The organism is Arthrobacter sp. ISL-95, from assembly GCF_018613695.1.
Classification (GTDB): Bacteria; Actinomycetota; Actinomycetes; order Actinomycetales; family Micrococcaceae; genus Arthrobacter.
Genome location: NZ_JAGGPR010000018.1, coordinates 1 through 20938, shown reverse-complemented (window position 1 = coordinate 20938; position 20938 = coordinate 1). Strand labels below are relative to the sequence as shown.

The 20938-nt window shown below is 63.1% G+C and carries 23 protein-coding genes; 7 read left to right on the top strand and 16 right to left on the bottom strand.

What is annotated here, in order from left to right; all coding sequences use genetic code 11:
- Positions 1–13 precede the first annotated feature (13 nt).
- Positions 14–874: a class II glutamine amidotransferase gene (locus J7I86_RS20870; protein WP_214822771.1), complete on the top strand. Its 861-nt coding sequence runs from the start codon at positions 14–16 to the stop codon at positions 872–874.
- Between the two features lie 103 nt (positions 875–977).
- Here the strand turns inward: J7I86_RS20870 and J7I86_RS20865 are convergent, their stop codons facing one another.
- The gene (locus J7I86_RS20865) at positions 978–2360 is read right to left on the bottom strand and encodes an MFS transporter (RefSeq protein WP_214822832.1); all 1383 of its coding nucleotides are present in this window, start codon (positions 2358–2360) and stop codon (positions 978–980) included.
- 211 nt (positions 2361–2571) lie between these two features.
- Between J7I86_RS20865 and J7I86_RS20860 the strand changes: the two genes are divergently transcribed.
- Together J7I86_RS20860 and J7I86_RS20855 are read left to right on the top strand one after the other, a co-directional pair.
- Complete coding sequence (locus J7I86_RS20860) at positions 2572–3456, top strand: helix-turn-helix transcriptional regulator (RefSeq protein ID WP_214822770.1); 885 nt, start codon at positions 2572–2574, stop codon at positions 3454–3456.
- 141 nt (positions 3457–3597) lie between these two features.
- On the top strand, positions 3598–4221 hold the full coding sequence (locus J7I86_RS20855; RefSeq protein WP_214822769.1) for a hypothetical protein: 624 nt from the start codon (positions 3598–3600) through the stop codon (positions 4219–4221).
- 277 nt (positions 4222–4498) lie between these two features.
- On the opposite strand, the gene J7I86_RS22990 is transcribed toward J7I86_RS20855, so the two are convergent.
- Positions 4499–5104, bottom strand: coding sequence for a hypothetical protein (locus J7I86_RS22990; RefSeq protein ID WP_286180116.1), 606 nt, complete (start codon positions 5102–5104; stop codon positions 4499–4501).
- Between J7I86_RS22990 and J7I86_RS20850 the strand changes: the two genes are divergently transcribed.
- Entirely contained in the window at positions 5007–6857 is a 1851-nt protein-coding gene (locus J7I86_RS20850) for a DUF222 domain-containing protein (protein WP_396019931.1), read from the top strand. The genes J7I86_RS22990 and J7I86_RS20850 overlap by 98 nt on opposite strands.
- Positions 6858–7120: 263 nt before the next feature.
- On the opposite strand, the gene J7I86_RS20845 is transcribed toward J7I86_RS20850, so the two are convergent.
- Both J7I86_RS20845 and J7I86_RS20840 read right to left on the bottom strand, forming a co-directional pair.
- Complete coding sequence (locus J7I86_RS20845; protein ID WP_214822768.1) at positions 7121–8308, bottom strand: 4-hydroxybenzoate 3-monooxygenase; 1188 nt, start codon at positions 8306–8308, stop codon at positions 7121–7123.
- A gap of 118 nt (positions 8309–8426) precedes the next feature.
- On the bottom strand, positions 8427–9167 hold the full coding sequence (locus J7I86_RS20840) for an IclR family transcriptional regulator (protein WP_214822767.1): 741 nt from the start codon (positions 9165–9167) through the stop codon (positions 8427–8429).
- A 310-nt stretch (positions 9168–9477) separates the two neighbouring features.
- On the opposite strand from J7I86_RS20840, the gene J7I86_RS20835 reads away from it, so the two are divergent.
- The gene (locus J7I86_RS20835) at positions 9478–10776 is read left to right on the top strand and encodes an aromatic acid/H+ symport family MFS transporter (RefSeq protein ID WP_214822766.1); all 1299 of its coding nucleotides are present in this window, start codon (positions 9478–9480) and stop codon (positions 10774–10776) included.
- A 47-nt stretch (positions 10777–10823) separates the two neighbouring features.
- On the opposite strand, the gene J7I86_RS20830 is transcribed toward J7I86_RS20835, so the two are convergent.
- The 3 genes from J7I86_RS20830 to J7I86_RS20820 all read right to left on the bottom strand — a co-directional run bounded on the left by J7I86_RS20830 (position 10824) and on the right by J7I86_RS20820 (position 12761).
- Complete coding sequence (locus tag J7I86_RS20830) at positions 10824–11237, bottom strand: Hpt domain-containing protein (RefSeq protein WP_214822765.1); 414 nt, start codon at positions 11235–11237, stop codon at positions 10824–10826.
- The gene (locus J7I86_RS20825; protein WP_214822764.1) at positions 11230–11961 is read right to left on the bottom strand and encodes a signal peptidase I; all 732 of its coding nucleotides are present in this window, start codon (positions 11959–11961) and stop codon (positions 11230–11232) included. The genes J7I86_RS20830 and J7I86_RS20825 overlap by 8 nt, the downstream gene beginning before the upstream one ends.
- 191 nt (positions 11962–12152) lie before the next feature.
- Entirely contained in the window at positions 12153–12761 is a 609-nt protein-coding gene (locus J7I86_RS20820) for a TasA family protein (protein ID WP_286180096.1), read from the bottom strand.
- A 287-nt stretch (positions 12762–13048) separates the two neighbouring features.
- On the opposite strand from J7I86_RS20820, the gene J7I86_RS20815 reads away from it, so the two are divergent.
- Complete coding sequence (locus tag J7I86_RS20815) at positions 13049–13804, top strand: ZIP family metal transporter (RefSeq protein ID WP_214822762.1); 756 nt, start codon at positions 13049–13051, stop codon at positions 13802–13804.
- 72 nt (positions 13805–13876) lie between these two features.
- On the opposite strand, the gene J7I86_RS20810 is transcribed toward J7I86_RS20815, so the two are convergent.
- The gene (locus J7I86_RS20810; protein WP_214822761.1) at positions 13877–15151 is read right to left on the bottom strand and encodes a hypothetical protein; all 1275 of its coding nucleotides are present in this window, start codon (positions 15149–15151) and stop codon (positions 13877–13879) included.
- A 211-nt stretch (positions 15152–15362) separates the two neighbouring features.
- Here J7I86_RS20810 and J7I86_RS22985 point away from each other — a divergent pair, with 211 nt between their 5' ends.
- Positions 15363–15524, top strand: a complete 162-nt coding sequence (locus tag J7I86_RS22985; RefSeq protein WP_286180095.1) for an SHOCT domain-containing protein — start codon at positions 15363–15365, stop codon at positions 15522–15524.
- A gap of 79 nt (positions 15525–15603) precedes the next feature.
- Here J7I86_RS22985 and J7I86_RS20800 read toward each other — a convergent pair whose 3' ends face one another.
- The 8 genes from J7I86_RS20800 to J7I86_RS20765 all read right to left on the bottom strand — a co-directional run.
- A complete protein-coding gene (locus J7I86_RS20800) occupies positions 15604–15864 on the bottom strand; it encodes a GlsB/YeaQ/YmgE family stress response membrane protein (RefSeq protein WP_062065229.1) in 261 nt (86 codons plus the stop codon).
- Between the two features lie 74 nt (positions 15865–15938).
- Positions 15939–16553 (bottom strand): protein kinase domain-containing protein, encoded by a 615-nt coding sequence (locus J7I86_RS20795; protein WP_214822760.1) that lies wholly within the window; start codon positions 16551–16553, stop codon positions 15939–15941.
- The gene (locus tag J7I86_RS20790; RefSeq protein ID WP_309476775.1) at positions 16550–16915 is read right to left on the bottom strand and encodes a hypothetical protein; all 366 of its coding nucleotides are present in this window, start codon (positions 16913–16915) and stop codon (positions 16550–16552) included. Before J7I86_RS20790 ends, J7I86_RS20795 begins: the two co-directional genes overlap by 4 nt.
- A gap of 115 nt (positions 16916–17030) precedes the next feature.
- Complete coding sequence (locus J7I86_RS20785; protein WP_214822758.1) at positions 17031–17549, bottom strand: MarR family winged helix-turn-helix transcriptional regulator; 519 nt, start codon at positions 17547–17549, stop codon at positions 17031–17033.
- Positions 17550–17623: 74 nt separating this feature from the next.
- A complete protein-coding gene (locus J7I86_RS20780) occupies positions 17624–18688 on the bottom strand; it encodes an FUSC family protein (RefSeq protein WP_214822757.1) in 1065 nt (354 codons plus the stop codon).
- A 142-nt stretch (positions 18689–18830) separates the two neighbouring features.
- Positions 18831–19598 carry a methylenetetrahydrofolate reductase gene (locus J7I86_RS20775; RefSeq protein WP_214822756.1) on the bottom strand — a complete coding sequence of 256 codons (768 nt, stop codon included), beginning with the start codon at positions 19596–19598 and terminating at the stop codon, positions 18831–18833.
- A gap of 71 nt (positions 19599–19669) precedes the next feature.
- The gene (lipA, locus tag J7I86_RS20770) at positions 19670–20677 is read right to left on the bottom strand and encodes a lipoyl synthase (RefSeq protein WP_011774451.1); all 1008 of its coding nucleotides are present in this window, start codon (positions 20675–20677) and stop codon (positions 19670–19672) included.
- A gap of 105 nt (positions 20678–20782) precedes the next feature.
- The coding region (locus J7I86_RS20765; protein ID WP_214822829.1) for an L-serine ammonia-lyase, iron-sulfur-dependent, subunit alpha at positions 20783–20938 on the bottom strand (156 nt) is incomplete at its 5' end.

Genomic DNA, 20938 nt, shown 5'->3' with positions numbered 1-20938 from the left:
AGGGAAGTTCCCTATGTGCCGTCTCTTCGGGCTCCACGCCGGTCCCCGGCCGGTGCGCGCGACGTTCTGGTTGTTGAACGCCCCGGACAGTCTCTCGGTTCAGAGCCGGCGGGAGCCCGACGGCGCCGGCATAGGAACGTTTGATACGGCTGGCAAGGCTCACGTCGCCAAACAACCTTTGGCCGCGTGGGAGGATCACGCCTTCGCCCGCGAAGCGCGGGACCTGTTAAGCACCACGTTCCTGGCCCATGTGCGGTACGCCAGCACGGGCGCGCTCACCTGGGTCAACACGCACCCTTTCGAGCAGGACGGGCGGCTGTTTGCGCACAACGGCGTCCTTCACGGCCTGGAACGCCTGGATCAGCGCCTCATCGAGCTCGGCGTGATGGACCTGGTGCTGGGACAGTCTGACAGCGAGCGACTCTTCGCACTCATCACTGTGGAGACGCGTCGGGCCGGAGGAGACGTGGGAGCCGGCATAGTGGAGGCGATCAACTGGGTGGCCTCTGAACTACCCGTGTTCAGCCTCAACTTCATTTTGTCCACCGCGACGGACATGTGGGCACTGAGGTACCCGGCGACCCACGATTTGTACGTGCTGGAAAGGCACCCGGCCAGCGCATCCGCCCCGCTGGACGCTCGGAGTCCGCGAATCCGTTCAAAGAGCACCGAGCTTTCCCGCTCCCCGCACGTTCTATTCGCCACTGAACCCATGGATCCCCGCCCTGGCTGGCGTGCCATGGCCTCCGGGGAGCTGATTCACGTTGGCCCCGACCTCGCCGTGTCCTCCGCTGTGCACTTCCCGAACGCTCCCAGCCATCTGCTCACCCTCGCCGACCTCGAACCCACCGCGGCGGCGTCGCAGCAGCCGTAACCGCTAAGTCGGTCCCCACCTGACAGGACAAGCGCCGCACCCAACAGGACAAGCGCACGACGGCGACCTTCCGCCGTCGTGCGCTTCTCGCCTTTCCGCGGTGTCAGACCACGCTCGGCTTCTTAAGGAAGACGGCCACAACCGCAGCAGCCCCGAGGCATAGCGCCGCATTCACCGCGATGGCTACGGTCACGCCGCTCATCACCGCGGGCGCGTCGCTCACCCCGACGGCAAGCAGCTGAGCCGCGAATACCGCGCTCATCACCGGGATGCCCATGGTGATGCCGATCTGTTGGCTCATGGTTGCCAGCCCGGTGGCCATTCCTTGATCAGCGTCGGGGAGCCCTGAAGTGGCGGTGACCATGAAACCCACAATGACCACCAGGTTGGCGACTCCCCCAATGAAAGTCGCCACCAGGAGGAGACCGATCGAGGCCGGATTTGAGCTGAGCACTATCAGCACCCCGGTTGCGGCTGCCTGGACCACGAACCCGTACACGATCGCCTTCTTGCTGCCCATCCTCGAGATGACTTTAGGTCCCAGCATGCCTCCGAGGACCGTGCCCAGGCCCAGGACCGCGAAGGAAAGACCCGCGCCGAGCGGCGTATAGCCAAGAACCTGCTGCAGGTACAGGGTCAGCAGGAACACCAGCGAGGTCTCGGTAGCAAACGCCAGGGCCCCGGCTACGTTGCCCCACGCCACGTTGGAACGCTTGAGGATGCCAAGGGGCACCAGCGGGTGCGGTGCGCGGCTCTCAACCCGGGCAAAGACCGCGAAGAGGACGACTGCGGCCGCAAGCGCACCGAGTGTTAGAGGGTGGCTCCATGAGTGTTCGGCGGCGCGGGTGAGTCCGAACACCAAGGCGAGCAGCCCTGCGGTCACGGTGAGGGCCCCCGGCACGTCAAGCCGCAGCTTGGACGCTGGTCTGCTTTCGGCGAGGACAACGGGTGCGATGACGAGAACCGCCACCGCAATGGGAACATTGATGAAGAACGCCCACCGCCAGCTCAGAAGGTCGGTCAGCAGCCCACCCAGAATGGCTCCGGTGGTGAATCCGGCAGCCATCAGGGAACCGTTGAGTCCAAGTGCTTTATCCCGACGCGGGCCTTCCGGAAACGAAACCAGCAACAAAGACAGAGCCGCCGGCACCACCATGGCCGTGGCCATGCCTTGGCCCACCCGTGCCAGCAGCAGCAACGCCGGTTCAGTGGCCAGCCCGCCCGCCAGTGACGCCGCCCCGAGCAGTGCCATGCCGATCAGAAACATCTTCCGCCGACCCGCCAGGTCTGCCACGCGACCGAACAGCAAAGTGAAGCCGGCCGCGCACAGGGCGAAAGCCGTTGCCACCCATTGGAGGTTTTCCAGAGAGAAGCCAACGTCTGTGCCGATGGCAGGCAGCGCGACGTTGAGGATGGAGAAATCGACAGCCAGCGTGAAGCTCGCTGCCAGGAGGACGATGAGTGCCAGACGTTGCCTGGTGGTCATGGCCTGCGCGGTCATGTTCCGCGGGGTCATGTCCGGCGGAGTCATGTCCGGCGTTGTCCTGCTGAGTGTTGGTCCGGCGTCGGAATGGCTGGCTCTATCGGTTGTTGGCATGCCTCCAGCGTGGCCATTTCCGTAGACGGTAACCACACCCCGCTGTGGGTATCACTGGCAGTGACAGGACAACCCCGGCCGATGGCTGAACAATGGGTGAATGAGTACACACAGTGAACTTGGGGAGTTCCTCCGCGTCCGCAGGGCAGCCTTGCAGCCTGAGGACGTTGGTGTTCTGAATTACGGCATCCGGCGCGTCCCTGGTCTGCGCCGGGAGGAGCTTGCCATGCTGGCAGGGGTCAGCACCACCTATTACACCCGGTTGGAGCAGGGCCTGAGCACGAACGCCTCAGAAGCCGTTATCGACGCCATCGCCCGCGCCTTGAATCTCAGCAAGGACGAACGCTCGCACCTCTTCAATCTGGCGCGTCCCGGGAAGACGAAGCGGCGCTTGCCGACCAAACCGGACAAGGTTCGGCCCGGGACAATGAAGCTGATCCAGTCCATGCCAGGAACGCCGGCGGTTGTGTTGGGTCGTCGAAGCGAAGTTTTGGCGTGGAATGCCTTGGGGCACCGGCTCGTTGCCGGTCACGTGGACTTCGCAGCGCCGGAGGCACCTGCCACTCGTCCCAACATGACCCGACTCCTCTTCCTCGACGATCACACACGGGAGCTGTACGCGCGGTGGCCGGAGGAGGCGAGCCGCGCGGTCGCTTCACTGCGCCTGGTGGCGGGAAAATCCGCCGACGACCAGGAGCTGGCATCCTTGGTGGGTGAGCTCACGTTGAAGAGTCAGGAATTCGCGAAGCTCTGGGCCAAACACCCGGTGGAGAACTGCATGTCCGGTATGAAATACCTGCACCACCCTGAAATCGGATATCTGGAGTTGGACTTCGAGGTCCTTACGCCCCCGGACGAATCCGGACACCGGGTGCTCCTGTACGCAGCTGACCCGGGATCTCCAGCGGCGACGGCTCTTCAGCTTCTCCAACGTTCGGGCGGCATGGAGGAAGTCCCGCACAGTTTGGCAGTCATCGACTCCTGAGCCATCTGCTCATGCCCACGTGTCCGCCCGGCCATCGGCGATCGCTTTGATGCAGCAATTTAGTAAGTATCCTTGCTTTCCTGCTGAAAGTGGTGCTTTGCTTGATTAACCACAGTTCAGGCACCCGGCATAGGAGCTGACATGGCAGATGAAAACGGCGCGGGATCGAGCACCCCTCAAGGCCGCAGGGACGACGTTGTCAGAGCGGAAAAGGAACGCTTTGGCGGCATCAAGTGGGGTTCAGCCTTCTTTGGCTGGTTAACGGCCATCGGCATGACTGTCCTCCTCAGCGGTCTGGCCACAGCCATCGGCGTAGGCGTAGGAGCGGCGAACCCATCCGGCGCCGAACAAGCGGCAAACCAGGCCCAGCAGAACGCCGAAACGTTGGGCATAGTGAGCGGAATCGTCCTTGCGGTCGTCTTGTTCGTGGCCTACTACTGCGGAGGATACGTCGCTGGCCGCATGGCCCGGTTCGACGGCGTGAAACAAGGGCTCGCCGTGTGGCTATGGGGCATCATCATCGCCATCATCGTGGCTGTTCTCGCTGCGGTGGCCGGAAGCCAATTCAACATCCTCGGCAATCTCAACGGCGCCCCGCAGATTCCCGTCGACGGAAGCCTCATGACCGCCAGCGGCATCATTGGCCTCATCATCGCCCTGCTCGTCCCCCTCATCGGTGCCATTGTGGGAGGCAAGGCCGGCATGCGCTTCCACCGCAAAGTCGACCAAGCCGGCGTCGATCACCAAACCGGGCTCGTCAGTTAGGCCCCGCCCAAAAAGGTTGGCCGTCGGCCTCAACCTCCTCGATCAGCGGAACCTATCCGGGGTTGGAAACCTCCAGTGTGGTGCGCCCGGCTTCCAGGATAGTGACGGGGGCGTCCCCATCTCCTTCGACCGCAGCCTGCTCGGGCAGGCCCAGGGCGTCACGGAAAAACGCTAACGCAGCCTCAGCCCCCACCACGAGGCGCAACTGCCGTACCGGTGATGCCGGGCTTGGTTCAATGGGCCTGTTTGCACGGTAGTTCGTGCAGCTCGGATTCCATCAGTATTCTGCGCCTCGAACCGGGTTTTCCACATAGCACCGATAGGGGCTGATGCCCGTCGAGCCTTCGTGACAGGGTTGAGTTATGGAAGGCATAGGGCAGATTTTGGCGCGGCGGGCAGGTTCGCCCGGCGCCAATGAGGCGCCCCAGGATGTCACACGCATCTCCTTGGACGTGGCCTCCCGACCACCAGCGCGCAAGTGCCCGACGGCGGCAGCAACCAACGCGGGAATGTCCCGGAGCACTGGGCTGCTATTTGGACTTGAGACGCTGTCCGAGGGTGCAAAACCCGGGTCGAAAGGTTCGAAATCCGGGTCGAAGAGCGTGGCCGGGCCTTTGTCCGCGGCTTTGCTTGAACCGTTGACCGATCCCGCCGAATCCGAGCCGCAACGCGTACCTGCGCCCTTGTCCACGCCCCTATCCGGGTCCACGGAATCCACACCTGGGGAAGTGCCTGAGTCGCTGGGCACCTCGGCGGGATGCGCGCCTGCGGTAGGGACAGAGTCACTGGGCACCTCGGCGGGATGCGCGCCTGCGGTAGGGACAGAGTCACTGGGCACCTCGGCGGGATGCGCGCCTGCGGTAGGGGCAGAGTCGCTGAGCACCTCGGCGGGATGCGCGCCTGCGGTAGGGGCAGAACCGTCTGCGGGGTTCTCCGGGTCCGATGTTCATGCGTTGGAAGCGGCGCTTCTAGCGGGTGCTGCTGCAACCAATGTGTTGCGATCAATGGCGGCCAGTGAGGTGCGGTTGTTGGGGTTTGTGGAGGCTGCTGATTTTGCGGGCCGGGTTGAGGAGATCTCGCGGAGCGTGGAGTATTTGCAGGTCGTTGCGGCGCAGGCGGTGGAACAGGCCCGGAAGGAAGCACAAGAATCGGGACCTCGGTCGTCGTCAGCGACAGCAGGTGCGCAGGATTGGCGGACGGGGTGGACCGAACCGGTGACGGGAACCGACACGGAATCATCGTTCGTTGGTGAAGAACGCTCCACTAACGCGGCACAGGCCGTAAGTAGGGCCTGTTCCGCAACGAGCATGGGCACAGGGTCAGCGGGTGGCGCCAGGTCCACGGCCAGTGTGCTGGATGATGGGTTTCGGGACGCGGCACAGTTCCTGCGGGCACGGTTGCGGATCGGTATCGGTGAAGCCCGGCGCAGGCTCGCGCTCGCCCCCGACGTCCTCCCCCAGACAGGCATGACCGGGCAGCAGATCCCGGCCCGCCGCGAAGCCCTCGCCGACGCTGTCGGATCCGGACTGGTGTCTTCCCGGTCCGCGACGATCATCAGCACCGCCCTGGACAAAGTCCGGCACCTCACCGACGCCGAAACCATCACCCGGATGGAACACGCCCTGACCACCACCGCGGTGGAAACCGACCCGGACTTCGTCACCAAAATGACCAAACGCTGGATCGACCACATCGACCACGACGGCCCCGAACCATCCGAAGAAGCCCTCCGCCAACACCAAGGCGCGTTCCTGCGCAGCCGACGCCGCTACGGACTCCACCACATCGAAATCTTCGCCACCGACGAACAATACGAAACCCTCACCACCGTCATGAACACCGCCACCAACCCCCGACTCCAAAGCACCGACACCACCCCCGAAGCCGTCGCAGTCGCAACCAACGCTGAAGGACGCCGAGGCGATGATGCCGGCACGGACAAGGGAACCGGCCCGGACCTGGACCGGCGCTCCCGGGCCCAGAAACTCCTCAACGGCCTCGTCGGTGCCTGCAGCGTCGCGATGACCACAGAAAAACTACCCTCCAACGGCGGACTCCGACCCCAACTCACCGTCACCATCGGCTACCAAGAACTCCTCAAACAACTCACCGACCACAACCAAGCCAGCCAGCCCAACGACACCAGCACCGGCAGCGGCAGCGTTGTAAGGGCAGGGACCGGGTCCGGGATTGGGACTGGGACTGGGACGTTCCTCGGACCGATCCACCCCAGCACCATCCGCAAAATCGCCTGCGACGCCGACATCATCCCCGTCCTGCTCGGCAGCGACTCCCGCGTCCTGGACATCGGCCGCACCACCCGGATCTTCCCACCCCACATCCGCAAAGCCATCACCGCCCGCGACCAAGGCTGCACCTTCCCCGACTGCACCATGCCCGCACCCTGGTGCGAAGCCCACCACACCACCTACTGGTCCCACGGCGGCACCACAGGCACCGACAACGGCACCCTGCTCTGCAGCCACCACCACCACCTCATCCACAAAGAACACTGGCGCATCGACATGAAAACCGGCGTCCCCTGGTTCATCCCCCCACCCCACATCGACCCAAACCAAACACCCCGACGCAACCACCACCACACACCCCACAGAACACAAACACGCCACAAATGACGCAGGGCGCTGCCCTGGGTTGGCGTGGGACTTGTCTGAATAACGGCGTGTGGCGTGTGGCGTGTCCGGTCCGATGCGATGCGAGGGGCGGTACGGGTTGTGGGGCAGGCTCCAGGCAGGGGCGATACACGGTCTGGTCGGCGACTCCTACTCCCACCAAACCTGCGTCGTGCATCCCGCCGCCTGCCCTCGGCGACCCGCGCCCAGGGCGGCCCAGGGCCCGGAACCGCGCCCCCCAATATCCAGCGTGGAACGTCCAGCTCTTACCGCGAGGTCGGCCAGCCCGTGTACGACTCCGCCAGATACGCTTTGGCGTGCTCGGACGTGACCACGGAGTGAAGCTCGCCGAGCTGGCGGGCGCGGTCGAAATCGTCGGCGCTTGGCACGGTGTGCAGCATGGACGTCATCCAATACGAGAAGTGCTGAGCCTTCCACACACGGTCCAGGGCGCGATCGCTGTAAGAATCGAGCAGCGCAGTGGAGCCGCTGGAGTAGAAGGAATCCAAACCCTCGAAGAGCACCTTGACGTCGTGGATGGCCAGGTTGAGGCCCTTGGCGCCGGTGGGCGGAACTGTGTGCGCAGCATCGCCGGCAAGGAAAAGGTTGCCGTAACGCATGGGGGTGTGGACGAAGCTGCGGAACGGCAGGACCATCTTTTCCAGGACAGGTCCTTCCTTGAGCTCAAACCCGTTGCCGTTGACGCGCTTGCGGAACTCGGTCCAGATGCGTTCGTCGTCCCAGTCGGCCACGTTTTCCTTGGGGTCGCACTGGAAGTACATGCGCTGAACGGTTTCGGTGCGCTGGCTGATCAGGGCAAAACCGTTCTCAGAGTTGGCATAGATGAGTTCGTCGGCACTGCGGGGCGCCTCCGCGAGAATCCCAAACCATGCGAACGGGTACTCGTGGAAGTACCATTTGCGGTTGGCTTCAGGGATCTGGAAGCGGCAGTGGCTGCGGGATCCGTCGGCGCCCACCAGGAAGTCGGCCTGGATTTCGAACTCCTGGCCTTCGGCGTCGGTGAACCAGACTTTCGGCTTGCCTTCGAGGTCGTGCACGGTGGTGTCCGTGACGCTGTAGCGGACGTCGCCGCCGTCGGTCTCCCGCTTAGCGGCAAGGTCCGCGAAAACGTCCGTCTGCGGGTAAAGCCACACGGATTCACCCACAAGTTCCTTGAAATTGATGCGGTGGCTCTCGCCGTTGAACCGCAGTTCGATTCCGTCGTGTCGGTCGCCTTCGCGCAGCACCCGGTCCGAGACACCGGAATCGACCAGCAAGTTCACGGTTCCGTGTTCGAGAATTCCTGCACGGACAGTTTCCTGAATTTCCTTGTGGCTGCGGATTTCCACCACCACGGACTCGATGCCCTGCTGTGCCAGCAGATGGGAGAGCATCAAGCCGGCAGGCCCTGCGCCCATGATGGCGACTTGGGTGATAATCGGTGTACGTGCCATGGTTTTCCTCGCTTCGTTGCGGATCCCGGCTTTCTTGGAAGCGGGATGAATCTGGATTCAGTGTGGGCCGCGAGGCGTGATTGGCGTTACATGGATTCCGTTGAACGGAAACTGGAATTTAGTCGCCTAGTTGACGGCCGATCCCCCGAGCCGCTGTTTGGAGCGCGGGCACCAGCGCCTGTAACCGCATCTCGGCTAACGGCACAACCACTCCAAGCGCCGCTACAGTGCGCCGCTTGCCGTTTATCACCGGCACGGCAATTCCCCAGGTGTCCGGATCCACCACGCCAGCCAATTGCGCGTACCCCTGCTGCGCCGCTTCTGCCAGCAGATGACGCACGACGCCGGCAGTTACCTTTCCGGACGGATCTGCAAATTGCTCGAGGTACTCCGCCTGCACCTCACGCGACTGGTGTGACATCAGGGCCAGGCCTGCAGAGGAAATGTGGACGGGCATCCGTCCTGCGACTCGCGCCCGGTTGGCCACTGATCCCCGCCGGGAAAGCCGTTCCACAAACAGTGCTTCCCAGCCGTCAAGCACAGCCAGGTTCACATTCTGGTTGAGGACTTGCTGTATATCCTCCATGAAGGGCATGGCCGCTTGCCTGAGAGCCAGCGTGGGTGAATTCCGGTTGACGAGTTCCCACAAACGCAGTCCCAAGCGGACCGTTCCGCCTGCGCCAAGATCCAGGAGGCCATGCCCGGAGAGTTGCCGGACCAGACGGTGGGCCGATGACAACGGGAGCCCGGACCGGTCTGCGAGCTCACTCAACTGCAAGGAGGTCACCCCTTCCGGGAAGGCCTCGATGACCCTGACCACGCGGTCCACCACAGAATCGCCTGATGCCGAGTTGGCCACGAGATGCTCCCTTGCTTTTTGGTCGTCGTGTCACAGGTACTGCTTCCCGGGCGGGGTTGTCGTAGGCGCTACTTCCCGATCACTACGCCATCGGCGTTGCTGCCTGTTTCGCCGATCACGTGTTCCAGGGGCACGGTGTTCCAAGGGCACGGCACCCGAGCGCCCTACTTCAACTATCCTTCACCCAGCAGCCTTCCATTCAATGGTAGGGCGTGTGCCAGACAACAGCATGCGGTGATACAACTCTCATAACTGACTGACCAATCGTTCTGCTGTCGGAACGATCCATCTGAGAAGTACCGAGGACGCTATGCCAACGATGTCATCTGCCCGCCGCTCCCAATGGCCCGTTTGGCTCTGCTGGTTGGCCATGGTGTTGGACGGCTTCGACCTCGTGGTGCTGGGCACCGTCATCCCAACACTCATCAAGACAGGCGAGCTTGGCTTTGACGCCATCGGGGCCACCTTCGCCGCCACCATTTCACTGGTGGGCGTAGGCCTCGGTGCACTCTTCATCGCGCCGCTCTCAGACAAGTTCGGACGCCGCAAATTGCTGATCGCCTGCGTGGCAAGCTTCTCCCTGTTCACCATCGGCGTTGCCTTTGCCCCGAACGTGGCAGTCTTCTCCCTGCTTCGCATGCTGGCCGGACTCGGGTTGGGCGCCTGCCTTCCCGCCGCTTTGGCGTACATCAACGACTACGCACCCGCCGGATCCGCCGGTAAGTCCACCACCCGGACTATGACCGGCTATCACGTTGGCGCTGTAGCAACGGCACTTCTGGCAATTTTCATCGTTCCAAACTGGCGGCTCATGTTCATCATCGGCGGCATTGCCGGCCTGGCACTCCTGCCCTTCCTGTGGGCCAAACTGCCGGAATCGCTCCTTGAAGCAGCTCCGGCCAAGGTTGGCCCGGCAGAAGCCGAGAGGCCACAGGCGAGCGAACCCGCGAAGGCGAAAATCGCCGTCGGGAGTTCAACGGCCACCAAGCCAAAGACCGGATTCCGCGACCTCCTGCAGAAGCCGTACCCCATGGTGGCGGTCGGCATTGGTATCGCCTCGTTCATGGGGCTTCTGCTGGTTTACGGCCTAAACACGTGGCTGCCGCAGCTGATGGCCGCCGCCGGATACCCCGTCAGCACGGGCCTTACGCTGCTACTGGTCCTGAACCTTGGCGCCGTCGCGGGTCTTTTCCTTGCCGGAGTCCTGGCCGACAAACACGGGACCAAAAAGATCGTGCTGATGTGGTTCGGACTGTCTGCGGTGTTCCTGGGGATTCTGAGCGTCAAGATCCAGAACGAGTTCCTGCTCAACGCAGCAGTGTTCGTCACCGGGGTCTTCGTCTTTAGCTCGCAAGTCTTGGTCTACGCTTGGGTCAGCCAACTCTTCCCGCCTCGCCTTCGTGGAACCGCTCTGGGCTTCGCAGCTGGAGTGGGCAGGCTAGGAGCGATCGTCGGGCCCGCAGTGACGGGGACTTTGGTTGCCGCGAACATCGCCTACCCTGCCGGCTTCTACGTGTTCGCCGCCGCCGGGCTGTTGGCCGTAGCCGCACTGTTCCTGGTGCCGCAGGAGGTCAAGGCGGCTGACACCAGCGTGCCAGCCGAGCGCTGATCCCTCACCCTGAACCGAACCCGCGATCCTCACAAGAGATCCGAGGCCTAATAAGTAGTCCGGGGCCAGGAGCAGAGCGACTCCCGCGCCTTCCGCAGCAACTGCGGTCCTGCAGCAAAGCAACGGTCCGTGGACTGCTGAAGGGCAGGGAATGCCCGGACCGCGGAGTCGAATTGGTCTTCCCGAATCATCAGTTCGATGGCCTCGCACTGGCCCTCTGTCTCCAGAGCTCCCACCATGGCCGAGGAAATCTTGAGGCTCAGGATGGCGTCCATGCTCACAACGGCGTCGTGCCGGCACAAGCCGCGGGAGATGTTCAGTATCCGGTCCGGCAGCATGGACAGGTAGTTGGCGAGAAAGCCCAGTGCCGGGGTTGAGTCCCCCAACTCGTCAGCCAACTCTTGCAGTCTCCACGGTTCCAGGACGGCTGCCTCGATCGTGGGGCCCAAATCCTCACTCACTGCTTGCTGCCTCGGCTCCTGCGGTGTCTTCCGGCGTGGTCTTGTTGGGGTTTTTGGTCCAGATGGAGGCGAGCATTCCGATGACCAGGATGGCGGGTGCGCCGTACATGAGGGTGTTCATGACGATGGGTTCGCGGAGGGTGCGGATGGCGTTGCCGACGTGCGGGATGGTGGCCATCTGCTTGTCCACGGTTTTGCCTTGGAGGGTGGCGATCCAGGGGTCGATGCCGTTGTTGGCGTCGCCTTTGGTTTGGACCGCGATGCCGCCGTCGGCGGTGGTGGTGATTTCGGTGATGCGGTGGGTTTCCACCCGCTGGTCTTCGACCGGGATGTGGTAGGTGATGATGTCGCCTACCTTGACGTCGGTGATGGGGGTGGGGACGGTCACGACGACGTCACCGGGGTTGATCAGGGGCGCCATGGATCCGGTGAGCATGGTGGAGGTCTGGTAGCCGAGGATGCGGGGCCCGATCGCCAGCAGTACGAAGACCATGGCGGCCAGGACCAGCATGCCCACGCCGATGCCCTTGACCACTTTGCCGGCAACCCGGCGGAACGCACGCGGTTCAGCACTGACGGCGGTTACGGTTGTGGCCGCTGCGGGCTGCTTCACAGCGGCGGTCTCGGCGGCCGGATCCGCTGAAATCCCGACGGCGGCACTAGCCTCCGCGGCGGAACGCCGGCCATGGACTGCGCGTTCGTTGATGCTGGTGATGGTGCTCATGAGTTGGCGTTCCTTCCGTGTGGGGGCGAAATTCGCGGGGGTAGAGCTTGCTCGCGGTGTCAAGCGGTGGCTCCGGGTGCGTCAAGCGGTGGATCCGGGTGCGTCAATACCGGCGGACCTGATCGGGCAGGGGGGGCGCCCGACCAGGCCCGGCGGGGCTGGTGGTGGTTCTTGTACTTACCTGGTGTTGCTTACTTGGTGGTTTCGGTGCGTTGGGTGCCGGTGAAGGCGAAGGCGATGGTTGAGGTGGCGCCTTGGAAGTCGTTGTTCGCGGTGGTGGGGAACGCGGTGGTGACTTTGAGGTTGTCGGTCTTGGCCGAGGTCAGGGAGGCCAGGTTGCTCAGGGCCTTGTTCGCTGCGATCACGGGGCCGGAGGCCAGGACGGTGCTTCGGGTGCCGGTGCAGCTGTAGGGTGCAGTGGCACCGGTCCAGGCCACGGAGCAGTTCTCGATGGTCAGCTGCAGACCGTTCGTCACATCCGTGGTGAGCAGCGATCCGGTGGCGCCGGCGGAGGTGGTGAGGGTGACGTTGTTCAAATCCGAGTTGCCGGTGTTGGCCAGGGTGACGAGTTTTTCGACTTTGTCGCCGGGCAGCAAGCCAGCTACCGGGACGTTGAGGGTGCTGGCCGGTCCGGGTGCGCCCAGGGCGATGGTGACGGTGCCTGCGGTGACTGCCTGGGAGGCTGAGGTGGAGGAAGTGAACGCGCCGTAGGTGCCCATGCCGGCGACGGCGGCTGCGGTGCCGACCAGTGCGACGGAAGCGAGGATCTTGCCGGAAGTGGTCTTGAGGCTGATGGCCATCTGAGTATGGTCCTTTCGGGAGGCCACCGCGGGTCCGGCCGGCCGTTCATTTTTCCAGCCTCTCTGGCTGACAAGAACTACTCTGCCGGGCCCGGATCAAGAACAAATCCTGTGAACGGTCAACACTTCCTCAGGAAAACCTCAAGACTCCCACAAGCCAATCCCACGCAGGCAAATCGAGCTCCCCCATCGAACGCAGCCCTATCGTGCAGTTTCGGAAAAGCAATCCGGGCCTTATGTGCAACACTTCTTGATGCACGTGTAAAGGCCGATGGAAGGCGGGAATTATGCCGATGTGGTTGCAGGCCTTGATGTGGGGAACGCTGGCCGGTGGTGCTTTGGTCCTCGGGGCGGGCGTAGCGTGGATCTGGAAAGTGCCGGCCAAAATCGTGTCCACGGTGATGGCTTTCGGCGCCGGCGTCCTGATCTCCGCGTTGGCGTTCGAACTGGTTGATGAAGCCGTGGAGGGCGGCGGGCTGCTCCCCACCATCCTGGGTTTCCTCTTGGGCGCCGTGATCTTTGTGGGCTCCAACGTCCTGCTGGCCCGGGCTGGAGCCAAGCATCGCAAACGTTCCGGAGGCACTCAACCTTCCGAGAAGGACTCCCCCGGAAGCGGCACGGCCATCGCAGTGGGTGCACTCATTGACGGCATCCCGGAATCAGTGGTCCTTGGTGTTGGCCTCCTCGCAGGTGGAGCTGTCAGCCCGGCCATGCTCGCCGCCGTCTTCATTTCCAACGTCCCGGAGGGCCTGTCCAGCACCGCCGGCATGAAGAAGGCCGGACGTAGCCCCGCCTACGTTTTTGGCACGTGGACCGGAATTGCACTGTTCAGCGGGCTCGCTGCACTACTGGGATACACCGCCTTGGAAAATGCTCCGGAGAGCGTGATCGCGTTCATCACCGCCATCGCCGCGGGCGGAATCCTGGCCATGCTGGCCGACACCATGATCCCCGAGGCCTTCGAGGAGCACCACAACCTGACCGGGCTCACGGCCGCCGTCGGCTTCTTGAGTGCGTTCACGATTCATCACGTTGGCGGCTGAACTCCCCGAGTTCACAGCTAATGACAATGTTCCCGAGGAACATTGTCATTAGCTGCCACTTGGGCAGTACAACTAGGGCAGCAGCCCAAGCAGCGGCAACGCGACCGCCGTCGAGATTGCCATGGCCGCAGTGTTACCGATAACCGGATGGAAGCCGACGGGCAGCTGCGCGGAAATAGCCCGGGCCAGAGGCGGGGCGAAGACCGCGCCCAGGACGGCCCCGCCCACCATTCCCTGCCAGGAACCGCCGTACGCGAGGACTGCCGCCGGAGCAACCGACACGACGGACGCGTAGGTGGCTGCCCACCCGCCGGCGCGGTACCAGTTCCGCCATAGGACGACGCCGATGGCCGAGGTGAACGCTTGGGCAAACAGAATGTGCGGCAGCAGCCCCGTCCCGTAGGCCGGCAGTCCCGGGTTGAGGACAAACGCCGTGGCCACAGCCAGGATCACACCAGCCCCGGCGAGTTCGTTGGCGAAAAAATGGGTTTCGGTGAAGTCCTTGAGTACCCGTCGCGCAGCCCAAGCGGCGTCTGCCGGGATGTTTCGGTTGAGGCTCGACGGCGGCAGCTCGGCTTGCGTCTCCGGGCGAACCTCCCGAGTATCCCGAGTTTTCCGGGTCTCCCGCAGGGCAAGCCACGGCAGCCGCCGGGCCACCAGGAACGAGATGACCGAGCCCACCGACATGGCAGCCACGTTCGCCACCACGGCTGGCAGACCCAGAGGTGCTGAAAGGGTGGGAATGAACAGCAACGCCAACGGTGTGGTGGTGGCGGCTCCCAGAACGGCGCCGGTGATGCAGGTCCTCCACCCCGCTCCGTAGAGCAGGACGATTGCAGGAGCGACGCAGACGAAGGGCACGAACGTGGGCTGCCACCCGTCGTCGAGCATCCACCCGAACACCAGGTTGGAGAGCATCAAACTCAGCGACGCGGAAGCCAGAACCCAGGGCCACAGCCCGGAACCGTAGCTGAGGGTGCCCGCCCAGTTGCTGCCTCGTCGGCCAACCCACCACGCGGCCACGGCACCTGCGAGCAGTCCGAGGGCTGCGAGGTGGGACTTGTAGAACAGGGGCTCGGTCATGTCCCCGAAGAACCAACGCAGTGCGGCCAACGGGGAATCGATGGTGTCCAGCGCCCAGCCCGAGTAGCCGGGACCGACTCGCAGTGAAAGCTGAGCCAGCATGTGGAGGAGAAATGCGAACACGCCGACGACGGCCACCATCCCGAACGCTCCCAAGGCAGTGCCAGCAGCGCTGCGTTCGACGACGGGGCTGCGCTCGAGCGCAGGTTCCGACGAATTTTCCGACTGTGGGACGGCGTTGTCGGCGGCAAACGAGTGCGTCATTGGTGGCCCTATGCGTGCGGAGTGTGGCGTGGCTTTGAGCAGCGTAACCGACCTCTGGACGGCGTCTGCAGCTGCCCGGCTACGGGGGATTTGTGACCGACTGGCATGCACCTATCCCAGCCACCCGTCGTCGAACGCCAACCACCCACACTCACCCTTAGTGGGTGATCTTTCTGCCTCAACGCTTCCGATACCTTGAAGGCGCACGCACTTGGGCGCGACGCCGGTGCCTCCGCCGCCTGCACCGGCCGCCGTCGTCGATCCAACAGATCACATGCTCGCCCAACTCAAGCAGCTCGGGGAGCTGAAAGGTGCCGGCGTGCTCACTGACAATGAGTTTCAGGCCCAGAAGGCCAGGATTCTGGGCCGTTGACTTAGCGGTGGGCTGGCTTAAAGCAAAAGCCCCGACACTGCAGAACGTGCAGTGTCGGGGTCTCTTTGGCTTGGGGCAGTTACGCCTTCTTGCGCGTGACCAGTCCCCAGATGATGAGGACAAGCAGTGCGCCACCGATGGCGAGCAGCCATGTGGAAAGCGACCAGAACTCGTTGATGCCCACCTTGAAGAGTGCGCTGCCGATCCAACCACCCAGAACGGCGCCCACAATGCCGAGGAGGATTGTGGTGATCCAGCCGCCACCCTGCTTACCGGGCATGATGGCCTTGGCAATGGCGCCGGCAATCAGACCCAAAATAATCCATCCGATAATTCCCATTTTTCATTCTCTCTTTCCTAAAGGAGGCCCCAGTTCGGCATAAGGACGCATGCCGCTATCGGCCTGATTGTTGGCTACCAGCTGAGTCGTCGGAGCATACCGACGGCTTGGCTGGCAGACGGCCTGCCGGCCGGATTGGGGTCTGTCATGGCATGAAGCACCATGGACCAGCGCCGCCGCACCGTGCCGGGAATTCGGGGTTCCCCGAGAGTCCTTGCCACCATGGACTCCAGGGGAGGGCCTGGGAACGCTTTGGTTCCGGTCAGGCATTCAACATGGTCAGTGACTCCCGGGTCGTGGGTGTCTCCCGAGTCCAGAACTCTGACGATGTTCTTGTGCCGCAAACGTCCGTGGATATCCAGCTCCCGCCGAAAGGGGGCGTTATCCGTGGAGTCCGTTGACCTGAAGATCTTGACCGCTACCGCTTTGCCCGTATCCAGATCCCAGGCTTCTTTGACGTACGCCTCCGAGCCTCCACCCAATTGGGAGCCGAGCCGGTAGCGGCCTCCGAGCACCACATTGGGATGACTGGCGTTTGCAGATGCGGCAGTTGCGGCGCTTGCGGTTGCAGCTGCAGATGCGGCAGTTGCGGTGACGCGAGCTGCCCTGGAAGTTTCCCTTGCAGCCGCGCGATCAGTACAGACAGCCCCGCGATCAGCGCGGACAGCCGCCCGTTCAAGGAGCGTCACTGAAGAAGGGAGTCGATTTCGGTGGCCGGGACTCCGGTCACCTCGGCCAGAGCGCGAGGGTCGACACCGGCGTCGACCGCTTTCTTGAACGCCAGCTCCAGCGTGTTCTGAGCAATTGCCAGTTCGTGCTGCAGGCTCTGGCGGCGAAGCGCCGCGATCCAGACACCGCTCACGGGGTCCAGGGCGTCGACGTCCATGCGGAAACCGCACCCGCAGGCCCACTCGGGCCAGATGGGCTCCACGGAGACCCATTGCATGGAGTCGTAGGATGGTCCGGCGGAGATGGCCATATGTGAACCACAGTGAACGGGTCCTTGGGGGATAACTTGTTCCGAGACAATGTCCACGGTATTTTCAGCCACTGGTGTGGAGCTTAGTTCACGCAGCGCGACTGTCATCGTTCTCTCCCACACATTTACTAGTAAGTAGCTTGGCTATCTAGTTATATGTGTACTTACTACTTAAGTCCAGTCGGGGTTACGGAGCCACGCTGTCAATGGCGCCGCGCATGCGCCTGAGAAAGTTCACCACCACTGCCGTTTCCTCGGGATCAAGGGTCCCCGCAACTTCCATCATCCGGGCATGCATATCACCCAGAGTGTTGCGGACCTCCTGATCCGATCCCAGGGTGGGCTTGAGAATGAGGGCCCGCCGATCAGTGGGGTGCGGCTCACGGCTCACGTAGCCGGATCTGACCAACCTGTCCACCAAAGACGTCATGGAAGCTGAAGTGATTCCCAATCGGACCGTCAACTCCTTCGGCCCTACGTCCCTTCCCGCGCGCTCAGCTTCCAGGAGATACCTCAGGGCCATGAGATCTGTTTCGCCCATGCCCATGGAAGCCTGCGTTCGTCGCCGCATGTCAGCTTCGGCGGAGCGGTAGTCCCTGAGGGCGTTCAGGACATCCACGGCGCCCATCTGTTTGCGGCTCTCCAGCCCGTACCAATAGCCCTGACGTTCACCTTTGTCGCTCATCACCAGTCCTTTGGTAGACATGTATCTCGCTTGTCTAACCAGTTGATAGTAGGTGATTTGTTCCCGCGGTGCCGAAACCTGGCGTTGCCCGAGTGCTAAGCGCCGGGTTCAGACGCCCGCAAACGCCGCCAAACTGCCGGAGCCACCACTACTGCGACGCCGACGGCGGCACCAATGACGGTCTCGATGATGCGGTCCCGCAGCAACAAAGCGGGGTCAACGGGGGCAGCCAGAAGTGTGGCGATCAAGGCCAGGGGCGTCACGAAGACCTGCGCCACCAGGTACTGCCGCGCAATGAACATCTCCGCCCCGAACTGGCACGCGGCGATCACCAGGACCATGGCCCACGGCGCGGGATTCAGCCAGAGAATGCCTGCCAGCAGCACCAGCCCGAGCACCGTTCCCGCGATCCTTTGGATGCCACGGCTCACCCTGTGCCGGGTGGAGTGACCCACCAGCGGAACAACAGCCGCCACCATAGCCCAGTAGGTGTGCCCGAACCCGAGCCGCTCCCCCACCAACGTTGCGATGGTTCCCGCCAAGCCTGCAGCAACCAGGTAGCCGCCGCCTTCAAGCCAGATCGCCCGCCGCTCAGCCGCGGTGTGACGGATGCGCGGCGGGCGCTTCCACTGAGTCCGGTGGCTTTTGAGGACGCGCGATGACATACCGATCAGCAGGCAAAAGATCGTAGTACCCACCGCCACCAACATGGCTTCCCAAAGGGGAGGCTGCGCGGCGATCGAGGCAATGGCAGCGAAGGCAAAGATGTGAAAGAGCGAGCCGCCGGGACGGAGCCGCCAAGCCGCCACCACCACGGAGCACGCACCGGCCACAATAGTGGTGGCTGCAGTCAGCAGCCAGGAATAGGCGGCACCATCGATGCCTCCGGCTTGCGCGAAACGGGCCACGAGTGTGGCCAGAAGAATGATGAAAAGCATGAAGCCACCGGCGCGCAATTGGCTCCGGAAACGCACGCTGTGGGGTTCGTTTCGACCATAAATTCCGGCGAACGCACCGAACGACGCGAACACGGCCAAGTCCAGCCGCCCCAGTAGCGTCAACGTAATCAGCGGCACAAACACGCCTACAGCGCAGCGGAGTGCGGGATGGTGGTCCTTGTTTCCAGGGCCCATCGTGAACATTTCCGCTACAGCCTTCAAGGGGCGGCTCGCCTTTCGTCGCAGGATCAAACGTACGACGGCGGCACTGGCGTCCGCTTCAAGGTTACGCCCGGGTTTTAGGGCTACCCGGTAATTGTGGGCAGATAGTGCCCCTCATCACGCGTCCGGGGCGGCAGGCTGCTTAGACCGGCTGCGGAAGCGCATCCAAGGAGTTGAAGCTGTAGAGCTGGATGCCGTCTATACCCGGACGTTCGGCCAGCTCGAGGATCAGCGTTTCAGGCGAGTAACGTTCACCCACCAACAGGCGCCGGGCGAGCGGGCCCTTCTTGCTCAGGAACTTCAACGACGAACCCACCCCGATCTTGGTGGCCAGCGAAATGAGCTTGGCCTTGGGTACTGCACCTGCGACGCCGGCAATCACCGGAAGGTGCACGCCTTCCCTCCGCAGCGACTCCACATAGCTGTGGATGGTCTCTGCAGAGAAGCACATTTGCGTGACGATCCCGCTGGCCAGTTCCTGCTTCTCCAGCAGAGCCTCCACGAGTTGGAGTCCGTTGATGTTCGGGTGCCCCTCGGGGTAGCCCGCCACCCCAACCCTCATTTGGCCACCGGTGACGTCCGCGATGTCCCTCAGCAACTCACTGCCGGTGGCATAGGGTCCTGCCGGTTGGGCCGCGTCCCCGCCTATGGCAAAAACTTCGGAGATACCCGCATTCTCGCAATCCCGCAGAATCTTTTCGAGCTGGGCCCGTCCTTCCACGCACTTAGCGGCCACATGCGGAACCACGCTATAGCCGAGCTCGCTGAGCTGTGCCGCGGTGCGCAGGGTTGGCCCGATCCCGTGGTGCGGCAGGCAAGTAACACTGATAGCGGCGCCTGTTGGTACTGCCTTGCCGACGGCGTCAACAATGCCATCGGTAGGAACGATTTCAACACGTATGGGGATCATGAGGGAGTCCTTGGTGTGCTTGTGGTGTTTGGCAGGTGTTGGTCTTTAGCCGTGGGCGGCGAGGATGGTGTTTAGCCGTGGGCGGCGAGGATGGTGGAGGCTTCCTGGCGGGTGGTGCCGGAGGACTCGATGTGTGCCAGGGCGGCGGGGATTTCCCAGCCCTTTTTCCGCATCGCGGTGGCCCACAAACGCCCGGCCCGGTACGAGGACCGCACCAACGGCCCGGACATCACACCAAGGAACCCGATCTCCTCGGCCTCGTGCTGAAGGTCCACGAACTCCTGCGGCTTGACCCACCGGTCCACCGGCAAGTGCCGCTCGGACGGGCGCAGGTACTGGGTGATCGTGATCAAATCACACCCGGCCGCGTGCAGATCCCGCAACGCCTCGGAGATCTCCTCACGGGTCTCGCCCATGCCCAGGATCAGGTTGGACTTGGTCACCATCCCCAAATCCCGGCCCTGCGTGATGACATCCAAGGACCGCTCGTACCGGAACGCTGGACGGATCCGCTTGAAAATCCTCGGCACGGTCTCCACGTTGTGCGCGAACACCTCGGGCTTGGAATCACAGATCGCCGCGATGTGCTCAGGCTTGCCGGAAAAATCAGGGATCAACAACTCCACCCCGGTGCCCGGATTCAGCTCATGGATCTTCCGGACCGTTTCGGCGTACAACCACACACCCTCATCGGCCAGGTCATCACGGGCCACCCCGGTCACGGTCGCGTACCGCAACTGCATCGCCTGGACACTGCGGGCCACCTTGGTGGGTTCGAACATGTCCACCGGCGACGGTTTACCGGTATCGATCTGGCAGAAATCACAGCGCCGGGTGCACTCGGACCCGCCGATCAGGAACGTCGCTTCCTTGTCTTCCCAACACTCAAAAATGTTCGGGCAACCGGCCTCCTCACACACCGTGTGCAGGCCTTCCTTCTTCACCAGATTCTTGAGCTGGACAAACTCCGGACCCATCTGGACCTTGGCCTTGATCCACTCAGGCTTACGTTCAACCGGGACCGCCGAGTTACGCTGCTCAACGCGCAGCAACTTACGGCCTTCAGGTGCGAGTGTCATGAGGTTCTTCCTTGTTGGTGTGTAAGTTCTTGCGTTGCGGGGCCTGCTCTGCGCCCGCAACGAGCGTTCAGGCACGCAGAGCGGGCCTCACAGCGCATGCGGCGGTCAGCATTCGACGACGTTGACGGCCAGTCCGCCCATCGCGGTTTCCTTGTACTTGGTGGACATGTCCTTGCCCGTTTCACGCATGGTCACGATCACCTCGTCCAACGACACCCGATGCGTTCCATCACCCCACAACGCCATCTTCGTAGCATTAAT